This is a genomic window from Kribbella sp. NBC_00359, from assembly GCF_036097425.1.
Lineage (GTDB): Bacteria > Actinomycetota > Actinomycetes > Propionibacteriales > Kribbellaceae > Kribbella.
This window is the reverse complement of sequence record NZ_CP107975.1, coordinates 6,373,432-6,385,490: the sequence shown is the minus strand read 5'-3', so window position 1 is coordinate 6,385,490 and position 12,059 is coordinate 6,373,432. Positions and strand designations below refer to the sequence as shown.

The following is a 12,059-nucleotide window of genomic DNA, read 5'->3' as shown; positions in this document are numbered from 1 at the left end:
ACCCGTCTGTCAGCCCGAGGATATGGCGGAGCCGGGATCGCGCCCCTGATCGGTCTCGAGCGCTTCGATCGCGCCGCGCAGGCTGCGCAGCTCGACTTCCTCCTCCTGGACCTCCTCCGGATCGAACTGCCATCCGCCGGGCGGACCGGGATCGGCTTCGTCCACGCCGCTGGCGGCGATCAGCTCGAGATCCGCGTCGACCTCGATCTCGAGATCGCGCAGGACGGGGTCGTCCTCCTTGCCCGCGCTCATTTCGGCTGCGCCGCGTACCACGCGTCGTAGTGCAGCTCGCCCAGGGTGGCCTCGCCGATCGGCACGAGGCTGCGCTCGGTCAGCTCCGACCCGAAGTACCGGGCGTGCTCGTCGGTGACGACCTCGCGGGCGTCGCCACGGGCGGCCAGCGCCTTGCGGAAGAACTCGTCCATCCGGTACTCGTCCGGACCGGCGATGTCGATCCGGGTGTTCAGCGGCGCACCGATCGCGGTCCGGGCGAGGATCGCGGCCACGTCCTCGGCCGCGATCGGCTGCCACGCGACCGGCGCGATGTGGACCTTGCCGTCGTCCCAGGTCCCCTCGTCCGCGATCGCGGCGACGAACTCCATGAACTGCGTCGCGTGCACCAGCGAGTACGGGATGCCGGAGGCCTTGATCAGCTCCTCCTGGGCGATCTTGGCCCGGAAGTAGCCGTTCTCCGGCAGCCGCTCGGTGCCGACGATCGAGATCCCGACGTGGTGCCGGACGCCGGCCTCGGCCTCCGCCGTCAGCACGTTGCCGGTCGAGGTCTTGAAGAACTCCATCACGGCCTTCTCCTCGAACGACGGCGAGTTGGCCACGTCGATCACGACATCGGCGCCGTCCAGCACCTGGGCCAGGCCTTCGCCGGTCAGGGTGTTCACGCCGGTGCTCGGCGCGGCCGGCACCGCCTCGTGGCCGTGCTCCCCGAGCTTGGCCACCAGCTTCGATCCGATCAGGCCGGTGCCGCCGATCACGACGATCTTCATCGCAGAACCCTTTCGTTGCCGACGGCATCCCTTGCCGGCCGGTTACCTGGTAAGACAGGGCACACTGCGGGCTTGTGACAGCGAACCCGTGGAGACCCCGGTCACAACCGGCGCCGCTGTCCTGTCTGGAGAAGTGGACAGTCCGAAACCACCCCGAGGGGGACCACTGTGCCCGACGCCGAGCCTGCTCCCGGACCGGCCGCCGAACCGGCTGCCGAACCCGCCAGGATCCGGATCCGGGTCCGGATGACCGCGCGGCCGATCGACGAGCCGCACCGGGTCTCCAGCCAGCTCGAGCTGCTGTTCGACCTGACCTTCGTGGTCGCGGTCGCGGCGGCCACCGACCAGTTCGCGCACACCATCGCCGAGGGTCACGCCGGCGACGGGCTGATCCCGTTCCTGCAGGTGTTTTTCGCGATCTGGTGGGCGTGGATGAACTTCACCTGGTTCGCGTCCTCGTACGACACGGACGACGTCCCCTACCGGCTGCTGACCATGGTCCAGATGGCCGGCGTCCTGGTCCTCGCCGCCGGCGTCCCCGCGGCGGCCGATCATTCGGACTACCTCCTCATCACGGTCGGCTACTTGATCATGCGGATCGGGCTGATCACCCAATGGCTGCGGGCGGGCATCGAGGATCCGCCCCGTCGTCGTACGGCGTTCCGCTACGCCTTCGGGATCGGGGTTCTGCAGATCGGCTGGTTCGGGCGCCTCTACCTGGCCGACACCGGCGTACTGTCGGACTCTGCTCTTGTCGCCGTGTTCGTCGTCCTGGCGATCCTCGAGCTTTGCGTTCCCCTCTGGGCCGAGCGGCCCCGGTCGACCACCTGGCACCCCCACCACATCGCCGAGCGGTACGGCCTGTTCACGATCATTCTGCTCGGCGAGGCGGTCCTGGCGTCGTCGAACGCCGTACGACGTGCCGTCGAGGAGACCGTGGGCAGCGCCGACCTGATCCTGGTCGCGGCCTGTGGACTGGTGATCCTGTTCGCCCTGTGGTGGTTGTACTTCCTGCACCCGGCCGGTCCACGGCTGGCGAGCCGGCGGCACCGCTCGTACCGGTGGGGCTACGGCCACTACGGCATCTTCGCCGCGCTGGCCGCTCTCGGGGCCGGCCTGGAGGTCAGCGTCGAACAGACGGGGCACGAACTGCACCTGTCACCGACCGCCGCGAGCTACGCCGTGGCGATTCCGATCGCCACCTTCGTCGGCCTGCTGTGGGCCGTGGACCGAGTCATCTCCGAACCGTCGCGGGTTCAGCTGGGCACCGTCCTGGGCGGCATCGCGATCGTCCTGCTGCTCCCCCTCGCGACTCCGTGGATCGGCGCGGTGGCCGACCTCGCGCTGCAGGCCGCGGCCTGCGTGCTGCTGGTCTGCGTCGCCTCGTGGAGCGAGAACCTCAGGCGGTAAGGCCGGAGAGCGTGGTCAGGGTCGATCGGATCACGTCCGCCAGGCCGACGCCGTCCGGCTCGGCGATCCAGCGCTCGAACGCCACCCGGAAGACCGCGACACCGGTCTCGGCCGCCAACGCCGCGACGTCCTCGCCGGCACCCCGTTCGCGCAGCGCCTCGGTGAACGCCGCGGTGAGCGAGGCCAGCTTGATCAGCTCACGCTCGCGAAGCTCGGGGGTCGCGGCGATGACGGCCTGCCGGCGGCTGGAGTAGTCCCGGCGGAGATCGTCGAAGAAGTCGGCGGACGACAGTACGGCGGCCGCGACGGCCTCCATCGGGGTCGCCGACTCCGGTGCGGCGACCAACGCCTCGACCATGTGGCGCTCGAGCTCCTCGGAGCCGGCGAACAGCACCTCGCGCTTGTCCGCGAAATGCCGGAAGAAGGTCCGCGCGGTCACCCCGGCCCGGTCCGCGATCTCGGCGACGGTCGTGCGGTCGTAGCCGCGCTCGGCGTACAACGCCATCGCCGCCTCCCGCAGCCGGCCCGCGGCGCCTGGCTCCCACCGTCCCATGGACCCGATCCTAGCTGATGTCATTGACTGACATCAGAAGTTGTAGCATGGTGATGTCACTGACTGACATCACCGAAGGGAACCATCGCATGCGCGTGTTCATCACCGGAGCGTCCGGCCACGTCGGGTCGGCACTTGTCCCGGAACTCCTGCAGCACGGCCACTCGGTCGTGGGCCTGGCCCGCTCCGATGCCTCCGCGGCTCGGCTCACCGAGTGGGGCGCCGAGTTCGTCCGCGGCGACCTGGACGACCTCGACGGTCTGCGCGCCGCGGCCGAGGCCGCCGACGGCGTCATCCACCTCGCCTTCCGGCACGACGCCATGATGACCGGTGATCTGTCCGCCGCGGCCGAGACCGATCTAGCCGCGGCGCGCGCGATCGTCGACGCCCTGGCCGGCACGGACAAGCCGTTCGTGGGCACATCGGGCACCGGGCTCCTCGGCCGCGCCGGACTGGACCGCCCCGGCACCGAGGCCGACACGATGCCCGGCGGCTACCGCATCGACACGGAGAACTTCGTCATCGACGCGGCCGCCAAGGGCATCCGGACCTCGGTCGTGCGGCTGCCACCGATCACCCACAGCACCCTCGACCACCACGGCTTCGCGCCGGCCTTCATCACCTTCGCCCGCCGGAACGGATTCTCGGCGTACGTCGGCGACGGCACCAACCGCTGGCCGTCGGTCCACACCATCGACGCCGCCCGGCTCTACCGGCTCGCGCTCGAGTCCGCTCCGGCCGGCACCCGGCTGCACGCCGTCGCCGACGAAGGCATCGAGGTCCGCCGGATCGCCGAGGCGATCGGACGAGGCCTCGACCTGCCGGCCCGCTCGGTCACAGCGGCGCAGGCGCCCGAGTACATCGGCTTCCTGGCGCCGTTCGCCGGCATCGACAACCCGACGTCCGCCGCCCGGACCAGCGAACTGCTCGACTGGCACCCGACGTACCCGGGCCTGCTCGAGGAACTGGCCGAGGACTTCTACTTCAGGACTGCCTAGACCTTCAGCACCGGGGCGATCGTCTTGGTGCGCGATCCCTCGTAGGCAGCCAGGAGGATCCCGAGTACGGCGATGCCCTCGTCCTCGGTGTGGATCGGACGGGTCTTGCCGAGCAGCGAGTCCGCGAAGTGCCCGATCTCGGCGACGAAGGTGTCGACCGGCTCCAGCTCGAACGTCTTGCTTTCGCCTGACCGGAGCCGGTACGACAGCGTCGTACCGTCGCTGGTCAGTGAGCCGAGCTCCCCGACCGCCGAGAACCGCTCGGTCGAGGCAGCCGGCTGATAGGCCCAGCTGGTCACCATCTGTCCGACGACACCGTTGTCGAACCTGATCAGGACCTGCGCGGAGTCCTCGCCCTCCATGAACTTCAGCCGGTGCGTGGAGAGCATCGCGGTGGCTTCGACCGGCAGCCCGCCGGCGAGGTGCAGCATCAGATAGGTGGGGTGGTACCCGGTGTCGATGAGCTCGCCACCACCACTTGTCTTGGCGCTCGCCCGCCAGCCCATCGAGCTCGGGTCGAAGTTGTTGAAGAAGCTGTCGGTGGTCCGCACCTCGTAGACCGTGCCGATGGTCCCGGCGTCCAGCAACTCCTTCGCCTTGGCGACGGTCGGCATGAACAGCTGGTTGTGCGCGCACATCAGCGTGACGCCGGCTTTGGTGACCGCCTTACGCACGTCCGCGGCTTCCTCCGCGCTGAGGCAGAGCGGCTTCTCACACAGGATGTGCCTGCCTGCCTCGGCCGCGGCCACGATCGCATCCTTGTGCAGGTGATGTGGCAAGCAGATGTCGACCGCGTCCAGTTCCTCGGTCGCCAGCATTTGCCGATAGTCCGTGTACGGCGTCGCGCCCAACTCCTCGCCGCGAGCAGCAGCGGTCTGCTCGACTGCGTCCGCGACGGCGGTGATGCCGATCTTGCCGGCGTGCGCTCGGTACCCCTTGATGTGGGCGGACGCGATCCCGCCGCCGCCGATGAGCCCAACCTTGATCATCAGAGTCTCCTCAGCTGTAGGCGATGGACGTGCCCTGGTGAGCGGCCTCGTTCGCGGCCACGACCAACCTGGTCAGGTCGAGCGTGCGTTCGATGTTCTCGTCCGCGCGGGTGCCGTTGTTGATGTGGTCGACCCACTGCGCGAACGCGTCCTGGCCGTGTTCAGGCACCGGCACCTGCTCGCCGTTCACCGTCAGGACATTGCCGTCGTCGGTGTAGGTGAGCGTGCCCTCGGTCCCGAAGAGCTCGATCGTGAACGGGTTCCGGCTGGCGAACCCTGCCTCGATCACACCGATCTTCTGGTCGGCGTACCCGACGACCACGACAGCGTTGTCTTCCAGGCCGCGTTCAGCGATCGACCGGTACGTCGCACTGACCGTGTCCGGCTGTGCGCCGAGGAACAGCTGGGTCAGGTACACCGGGTGACAGCCGAGGTCGGTCAGCGCGCCGCCGATCGCGGTCTTCGGCTCGAAGAACCGCTGCGGCAACCAGCCGGCGACACCGTCGCGCGGAATCGCGCCGTCATGCGAGAGCCGGACCCGGCCGTAGGTCAGCGTCCCCAGCTGCCCGCTGTCGATCACCTCCGTGATCGCCTGGGTGTAGCCGTGGTAGAGCCGCGGCAGCGAGACGATCAGCTTCACGCCGGCGGCATCGGTCGCCGCGATGATCTCCTCGGCCTCGGCCACGGTAGGTGCGAGCACCTTCTCGGTGAAGATGTGCTTCCCGGCCCGGGCCACCTTCAGCATCACGTCGCGATGCTCGTTGGTCGGAGTGGTGATCGCGACACCGTCGAGGTCGTCACGGGCGAGCAGCGCATCGAGGTCGCCGGTGAACTCCACACCGAACTGGTCGGCCGCGTCCTGGCCGCGCTCGGCGTCGTCGTCCCATACGGCCACCAGGTCCGTACCCGGATGGTGCTGCGCCTGCCTGGAGTAGTCGCCCGCGTGCACGTGCCAGAAACTCAGGGTCGCGATCTTGAGCGGTTTGGACACCATGGTCCTCCTCAAAGGGAACGTTTCGGATCGACCGCCGGACCACCGTACAACGTTGTCATCGCGGAAGAGGAGGGGTCGGCGCGCCCGTTCGCACGGTGAGATCCGTGCGCAGAACGAATGCTTATAGTTATTCAGGAGTCCAGCATTATCCGAGGAGCCACGATGAGCGAGGAGCCCGCCGGCGGGGACCTGTCCCGGTTGCGGCAGCTCAACGCGGCCGCCGTGCTGCGGGAACTGCGCGGCGACCAGCCGCTCACTCTCACGGAGTTGTCGAAGCGGACCAGGCTGTCGCGGGCCTCGACCGAGGACGTCGCCCGGGACCTGCTCGGACGGGGCTGGCTGACCGAGGTGGCGCCCGCGCTCGGCTCGGTCGGAAGGCCGGCCAGGCGGTACCGGTTCAACTCCGGGGCCGGCCGGCTGCTGGGCGTGGACATCGGCGGGCACAAGGTGCTTGCCCTGGTCACCGATCTCGACGGCGAGGTGCTCAGCCAGGCCCGGATCGCGGTCGATCCCGGGCTCGGACGCCGGGAACGGCTTGCGGTACTGGACAAATGCGTCTCCAAGGCGATCGCCGGTGTCCAGCCGGGGCAGATCTGGTCCACCGGAGTCGCAACCACCGGTCTGGTCGACGGCACCGGCAAGGTGCTGCTGTCCGACTCACTGCCCGAGTGGACCGGTGTCGACCTCGCGGGGCACGTACGCCGGCTTGTCTCCGGACCGGTCCGGGTGGAGAACGACTGCAAGCTCGCCGCGCTGGCCGAGACGTGGCGCGGCGTCGCCCGGTACGCGAAGGACGTGGTGTTCCTGCTGGCCGGACTGCGCACCGGCGCCGGCTTGATCATCGACGGAAAACTGCATCGTGGGTTCGCCAACTGGTCCGGTGAGATCGGCGCCCTGCCCGCCGCCGGTTGGCTCCGGGCACCGGAGCATCTGCACAACTGGCTTGCGCGAAACGGACGTCCGGACGTGTCGGACGAGTTCGAAAGCGTCTTCTTCGCTGCGCGCGGCGGCGATCGCGAGGCCGTCCGGGCGGTTCGCGGATATGTCCGCGACCTCGCCGTCGGCGCCTCGGCGCTGGTCCTGACGCTCGATCCCGAACTGGTGGTGATCGGTGGCGGATTCTCGCGGTCGGCGGACGTGATGGTCGAGCCGCTGCGTCGCGAACTGGACCGCTGGTGCCTGCGCACACCCGAGATCCGGATCTCCGCCTTCGCCGACGAAGGGGTCGCGCTCGGCGCGGTCCGGCTGGCCCTCGAGCAGGTGGAGTCCGCCGTCTACAACGGCCTGAGACCTTGACATAATTTTCCTGGACTCCATGATTATTCCTATCGCCCCGCCCATGCGATAGGAGCCACCGTGCGTCCAGGACCGCATTTCCTCCGGCTGCTGATCGGCATCGTCACCTGCGGATTCGCCGCGGCGCTGCTGGTCGTGTCCCCCGCCAGCGCCACCATCAGCGGTACGTCGGCGACCAACACCCCGACCACCGTCACGTATCGCTTCACCTACACCGGATCCCCGCAGTACCTGCGGGTCTACGTCGACACCGACCGGAACGCCGGCACGGGCTTCGTGCAGGGCGGCACTGGCGCCGACTACCTGCTGGAGAACGGCAGCCTCTACCAGCACGCCGGCAGCGGCTGGAGCTGGACGTTGGTCCGCACGGTCACCTTCTCCGGTACGGGCGGAGTCGCGCAGTGGACCGTGAATCGCGCCGACCTCGGCGAGAGCGCCTCCCCCAACGACGCCGACCTGATCTTCCAGGTGGAGGCCCCGCTGGAGTCCTCGAGCAAGTACACCCACGTCTACAGCGGCGGCGGATCCGGCGGCACCGTGACGTACACCGCGGCCACGGACAACTTCGCCAACCCCGAGCGCGGCTTCTACCACCACACCGGCGACTGCGACAAGGCCGACTTCTCGCAGACGACTCTGCAGAGCTACCGCACCAGCCAGGGCATCTCGCTGGTGATGTGCGTCTTCTATCTGGCCGAGTACAAGAACGGCCCGATCGCGCAGGCGGCGCTCGACCAGTTGCAGCAGCAGATCGACACCGTCCGCGCGGCCGGTCTCAAGATGGTCCTGCGCTTCGCCTACACCACGTCGACCGCCGGAGACGACACGACCAAGGACCGGATCCTGGCCCACCTCGACCAACTGGCGCCGTACCTCAACGCTGGCAAGGACGTGATCGCGGTCGTGCAGGCGGGGCTGATCGGCGCCTGGGGTGAGTGGTACTACACGCAGAACTTCGGCTACGCGGGCACGATCACCACGACCGACTGGGCCAACCGCAAGGCGGTGACCGACAAGCTGCTCAGTGTCGTGCCGTCGACCCGGATGGTGCAGCTGCGGACGCCGAAGTTCAAGCGGACCATGTACTCGACCACACCGGTCCAGTCAGCCGCGGCATACAACGGCTCGGCGCTGTCCAGGCTCGGTCACCACAACGACTGCTTCCTGGCCAGCCCGGACGACTTCGGCACCTACGAGAACACCGCGGTCGAATACCCGTACCTTCAGTCCGACACGTCGTACGTCGCGATGGGCGGCGAGACGTGTGGCTCCAACCCACCGCGGTCCAGCTGCCCGACGGCCACCAGTGAACTCGCGATGTTCCACTGGTCCTTCCTGAACACCGACTACGAGCCCACCGTGCTGAACTCGTGGAACACGGGTGGCTGCCTGGCCGACGTCACCAAGAACCTCGGGTACCGCTTCCGCCTGGAGTCCGGCACGTATCCGGCGACCGCCTCACCCGGCGGCAGCCTGCCGGTGTCCTTCACCGTCCACAACGACGGCTACGCGACGCCGTTCAACCCACGCAACCTCGAACTGGTACTGCGGAACACGTCGAGCGGGGTCACCTACAAGCTCGCGATGAGCTCCGACCCGCGCCGTTGGACAGCGGGCGCGTCGACCACCGTGTCGCAGACTCTCACGCTGCCCACCACGCTTCCGGCAGGTTCGTACACCCTGCTGGTGAACCTGCCGGATCCCTTGTTGTCCACTCGCCCCGAGTACTCGATCCGCCTCGCCAACCAGGGCACCTGGGACGCGGCGACCGGGATGAACTCGCTCCTGCACACCCTCACCGTCAGCTAGGGAGTTCTTGATGAGAAGGCTTGTCACAGCCGTCGCGGCGATCGGGCTGCTACTGCCGACCCAGGCAGCCATGGCCCACAACGACCCGCCGACGACCACCCGCACCTACGCGTCGACCGACGAGGTGATCGCCAACCCGGAGCGCGGTTTCTACCACCACACCGAGACGCACTACCGGGCCGACGGCACCGGCTATGTGCCACTCGACCTCACCACCCTGCGCAACTTCCGCACCCAGGAGAACATCACCCAGATCCTGCGGCTGTTCTACCTGGAGAAGTTCTCCAAGCAGGATGTGATCGACAAGCACTACCTCGACCTGATGCAGGCCGACTTCCGCACCGCCCGCGCCGCCGGCGTCAAGATGATCGTCCGCTTCGCCTACGCACTACCCGGCGACGGCTGGCCGCCGCCCACGCCGTACGGCGACGCACCGGTGGCGCGCGTGGTCAAGCAGATCCAGCAGCTCACCCCGATCCTGCGCGAGAACTCCGACGTGATCGCGGTCGTCCAGGCCGGGTTCGTCGGGTTGTGGGGTGAGGGCTACTACACCGACTACTTCTCCGATCCGCAGGACCCGAGCGTGGTCACCGACCAGAACTGGGCCGACCGCAAGGCCGTCGTCATGGCCGAGCTGAAGGCGCTGCCGAAGGACCGGATGATCCAGGTGCGGACGCCGTACATGAAGCAGCGCATGCTCGGGGTGCCGACCGGGACCGCGGGCGCCCTGACCGCGGCGCAGGCGTACAACGGTTCGCCGCTGGCCCGGGTCGGTCATCACAACGACTGCTTCCTGGCCAGCCCGGACGACTTCGGCACCTACCTCAGCGACCCGATCGAGCTCGACAAGGATTTCGTTGCCCAGGACACCAACTACGTGCCCGAGGGCGGCGAGACCTGCGCGGTGAACTCACCGCGGTCGGACTGGGAGTCGGCGTCGGCCGAGATGGCGCGACTGCACTTCTCCTTCCTGAACATCGAGTACAACCAGGACGTGCTGGACACCTGGGGCGACAACCTCACGACGGTCAAGCAGAAGCTCGGCTACCGGTTCGCACTCACCCAGAGCACGGTCACGAACAAGGCGCGGCCGCGCGGTGATGTCCGGGTCAACCTCCAGGTCCGCAACGACGGCTGGGCCGCGCCGTACAACCCGCGCCAGGTGCAGCTGGTCTTCCAGAACGACAAGCACACCTTCAAGGTCAACGTCCCGGCCGACCCACGCCGCTGGGGCGCCGGTACGACGACCAACCTCAACTGGAAGGTCGCCGCACCGCCGATCCCCGGAAAGTATCGCTTGTCCCTCAACCTGCCGGACCCGCTGCTGTCCACCCGCTCCGAGTACTCGATCCGTCTCGCGAACGACGGAACCTGGCAACCGAGCACCGGCTTCAACGACCTGGGTCAGAGAGTGGCCGTCGGCTGATAGGAGTCCAAAGTCCGAACGGTGGACCCGGAGCCTGGTTCCGGGTCCACCACCGGGCTGTTGTGATAGGCGGCGATCAGCCACCGGCCGTCCCGCTTCTCGAAAACCCAGGTCGCGTTCACCTTGCCCGTGTCCGCAACCTCCGTCTCGCCGGCGAACAGGATGCCGGATTCGCTGACGACGATCGCGGCATCCCTGCCAACGAAGCGGAGGCTGAGCTGCTTGTTGTATGTCGAGCTGCCCTTGAGCGGCCCATCGAAAGCCAGGGCCATGCTCTCGCGGACCGCGTCACGGCTGTCGCGGAGCGAGCCGGTCATGATGGCGGTCGCGTCCGCGGTGTAGTCGGCGACCATGCCGCCGGCGTCGCCGGCCTCCCAGGCCCGGTAGGAATCGACCAAGACGGCCTGGATGGCGGCCTCGTCTTCTGCACGACTGTCTGACATCGGGTTCTCCCTTGTGATCGGCTCGCCCGGGGTAGTCCGGCGAACTCGCCAATACATACCGGCGGCAAGGTCGGAACTCATCGCGCCTGCGGCAAGAAGGTGTTGCCCGGTGGCTTGTCGTGTGTGGCTGGTCAGGCTCCCTGGGCGTCGAGCTCGGCCGCCAGACCGAAAGACGCGAAGACCTCGGAATCCTGGAACACCGAATTCCGGCTGATGCCCGCGGCGGTGACAGTGAAGATCTGGAGCGTGTGCAGCTCGAATCCGCCACCGACGCGCCGGTAGGCGGCGAACCCGGGCTGGCCGTTGGCCGCGACCGCCTTCAGGCGCCAGTCCGTTCCGGCCTTCTCGAAGACCCACTCCATGAACAGGCCGTAGTTGCCGGGGCCAACGAACCAGTTGAGCATCGGCGGCATCTCCATGAGCACGTCCTCGGTGAGCAGCCGCTTGAGACCCTCGACATCGGCGTGCTCGAACGCCTTCATGTAGCGATCGACCCAAGCGCGCTGCTCGGCTGCGGACGGCTCGCTGAGACGTTCCTGCCGGACCCCGACTTCCTTCACACGGGTACGCGCCCGCTGCAGGGAACTGTTCACCGATACGACCGTAGTGCCCAGGATGTCCGCTGCCTCGGCCGCGGAGAAGCTGAGCACGTCACGCAGGATCAGCGCACCACGCTGACGCGCCGACAGGTGCTGCAGGGCGGCGACGAACGCCAAGCGCAGGCTGCTGCGGTCGATCACGGTCGTGGCCGGATCGCCCGCGTCGAGCAACGAGTCCGGCAGGGGCTGGAGCCAGGCGACGTTCTCTCCCGGCACGAGCGGACCGAGAGGGTCCGACGCGTCCACCAGACCCGACGGCAGCGGTCGGCGGCCGCGGACCTCCAAGGCGGTCAGGCAGGCGTTCGACGCGATCCGGTAGAGCCAGGTGCGCAGTGAGCTGCGCGTCTCGTCGTACTGCTCCCGCGCCCGCCACGCCCTCAGGTACGTTTGCTGGACCAAGTCCTCGGCGTCGTGAGACGAGCCGAGCATCCGGTAGCAGTACGCCAGCAACTCCGGACGGAACGGTTCGAGCAGTCGATCGAACCCTTCTACCTTCGTCGTCACGCCCACGCCCCTTCTCTGCTCCCTGCCACGACCACGG

The 12,059-nt window shown here is 68.2% G+C and carries 12 protein-coding genes; 5 read left to right on the top strand and 7 right to left on the bottom strand.

Going from position 1 to position 12,059, the window contains the following annotated elements; translation table 11 throughout:
• Positions 1–9 precede the first annotated feature (9 nt).
• Positions 10–252: a hypothetical protein gene (locus OG876_RS31175; protein ID WP_328520237.1), complete on the bottom strand. Its 243-nt coding sequence runs from the start codon at positions 250–252 to the stop codon at positions 10–12.
• Positions 249–1,001, bottom strand: a complete 753-nt coding sequence (locus OG876_RS31170) for an SDR family oxidoreductase (RefSeq protein WP_328520236.1) — start codon at positions 999–1,001, stop codon at positions 249–251. The genes OG876_RS31175 and OG876_RS31170 overlap by 4 nt, the downstream gene beginning before the upstream one ends.
• Before the next feature lie 168 nt (positions 1,002–1,169).
• Here OG876_RS31170 and OG876_RS31165 point away from each other — a divergent pair, with 168 nt between their 5' ends.
• Entirely contained in the window at positions 1,170–2,411 is a 1,242-nt protein-coding gene (locus OG876_RS31165) for a low temperature requirement protein A (protein WP_328520235.1), read from the top strand.
• Here OG876_RS31165 and OG876_RS31160 read toward each other — a convergent pair.
• A complete protein-coding gene (locus tag OG876_RS31160; RefSeq protein WP_328520234.1) occupies positions 2,401–2,964 on the bottom strand; it encodes a TetR/AcrR family transcriptional regulator in 564 nt (187 codons plus the stop codon). The two genes, OG876_RS31165 and OG876_RS31160, sit on opposite strands and share 11 nt — an antisense overlap.
• Positions 2,965–3,053: 89 nt before the next feature.
• Here OG876_RS31160 and OG876_RS31155 point away from each other — a divergent pair, with 89 nt between their 5' ends.
• Positions 3,054–3,962 (top strand): SDR family oxidoreductase, encoded by a 909-nt coding sequence (locus tag OG876_RS31155; RefSeq protein WP_328520233.1) that lies wholly within the window; start codon positions 3,054–3,056, stop codon positions 3,960–3,962.
• On the opposite strand, the gene OG876_RS31150 is transcribed toward OG876_RS31155, so the two are convergent.
• A complete protein-coding gene (locus tag OG876_RS31150; protein WP_328520232.1) occupies positions 3,959–4,951 on the bottom strand; it encodes a Gfo/Idh/MocA family protein in 993 nt (330 codons plus the stop codon). The genes OG876_RS31155 and OG876_RS31150 overlap by 4 nt on opposite strands.
• 10 nt (positions 4,952–4,961) lie before the next feature.
• Positions 4,962–5,945: a Gfo/Idh/MocA family protein gene (locus OG876_RS31145; RefSeq protein ID WP_328520231.1), complete on the bottom strand. Its 984-nt coding sequence runs from the start codon at positions 5,943–5,945 to the stop codon at positions 4,962–4,964.
• A gap of 162 nt (positions 5,946–6,107) precedes the next feature.
• Here OG876_RS31145 and OG876_RS31140 point away from each other — a divergent pair, with 162 nt between their 5' ends.
• From OG876_RS31140 to OG876_RS31130, 3 genes are read left to right on the top strand one after another with little or no spacing between them, the layout of a single operon-like run.
• Complete coding sequence (locus OG876_RS31140) at positions 6,108–7,241, top strand: ROK family protein (protein WP_328520230.1); 1,134 nt, start codon at positions 6,108–6,110, stop codon at positions 7,239–7,241.
• A gap of 60 nt (positions 7,242–7,301) precedes the next feature.
• A complete protein-coding gene (locus OG876_RS31135; protein WP_328520229.1) occupies positions 7,302–9,050 on the top strand; it encodes a DUF4832 domain-containing protein in 1,749 nt (582 codons plus the stop codon).
• A gap of 10 nt (positions 9,051–9,060) precedes the next feature.
• The gene (locus OG876_RS31130) at positions 9,061–10,476 is read left to right on the top strand and encodes a DUF4832 domain-containing protein (RefSeq protein ID WP_328520228.1); all 1,416 of its coding nucleotides are present in this window, start codon (positions 9,061–9,063) and stop codon (positions 10,474–10,476) included.
• On the opposite strand, the gene OG876_RS31125 is transcribed toward OG876_RS31130, so the two are convergent.
• Positions 10,455–10,919 carry an SgcJ/EcaC family oxidoreductase gene (locus tag OG876_RS31125; RefSeq protein WP_328520227.1) on the bottom strand — a complete coding sequence of 155 codons (465 nt, stop codon included), beginning with the start codon at positions 10,917–10,919 and terminating at the stop codon, positions 10,455–10,457. The genes OG876_RS31130 and OG876_RS31125 overlap by 22 nt on opposite strands.
• Before the next feature lie 131 nt (positions 10,920–11,050).
• The gene (locus OG876_RS31120; protein ID WP_328520226.1) at positions 11,051–12,022 is read right to left on the bottom strand and encodes a sigma-70 family RNA polymerase sigma factor; all 972 of its coding nucleotides are present in this window, start codon (positions 12,020–12,022) and stop codon (positions 11,051–11,053) included.
• Between the last annotated feature and the right edge of the window lie 37 nt (positions 12,023–12,059).

What these genes read in the sequence shown, in the direction of transcription:
- OG876_RS31150 (WP_328520232.1), bottom strand. Translation starts at nt 4,951, where the DNA reads ATGATCAAGGTTGGGCTCATCGGCGGCGGCGGGATCGCGTCCGCCCAC.
- OG876_RS31170 (WP_328520236.1), bottom strand. Translation starts at nt 1,001, where the DNA reads ATGAAGATCGTCGTGATCGGCGGCACCGGCCTGATCGGATCGAAGCTG.
- OG876_RS31145 (WP_328520231.1), bottom strand. Translation starts at nt 5,945, where the DNA reads ATGGTGTCCAAACCGCTCAAGATCGCGACCCTGAGTTTCTGGCACGTG.
- OG876_RS31125 (WP_328520227.1), bottom strand. Translation starts at nt 10,919, where the DNA reads ATGTCAGACAGTCGTGCAGAAGACGAGGCCGCCATCCAGGCCGTCTTG.
- OG876_RS31160 (WP_328520234.1), bottom strand. Translation starts at nt 2,964, where the DNA reads ATGGGACGGTGGGAGCCAGGCGCCGCGGGCCGGCTGCGGGAGGCGGCG.
- OG876_RS31140 (WP_328520230.1), top strand. Translation starts at nt 6,108, where the DNA reads ATGAGCGAGGAGCCCGCCGGCGGGGACCTGTCCCGGTTGCGGCAGCTC.
- OG876_RS31175 (WP_328520237.1), bottom strand. Translation starts at nt 252, where the DNA reads ATGAGCGCGGGCAAGGAGGACGACCCCGTCCTGCGCGATCTCGAGATC.
- OG876_RS31155 (WP_328520233.1), top strand. Translation starts at nt 3,054, where the DNA reads ATGCGCGTGTTCATCACCGGAGCGTCCGGCCACGTCGGGTCGGCACTT.
- OG876_RS31130 (WP_328520228.1), top strand. Translation starts at nt 9,061, where the DNA reads ATGAGAAGGCTTGTCACAGCCGTCGCGGCGATCGGGCTGCTACTGCCG.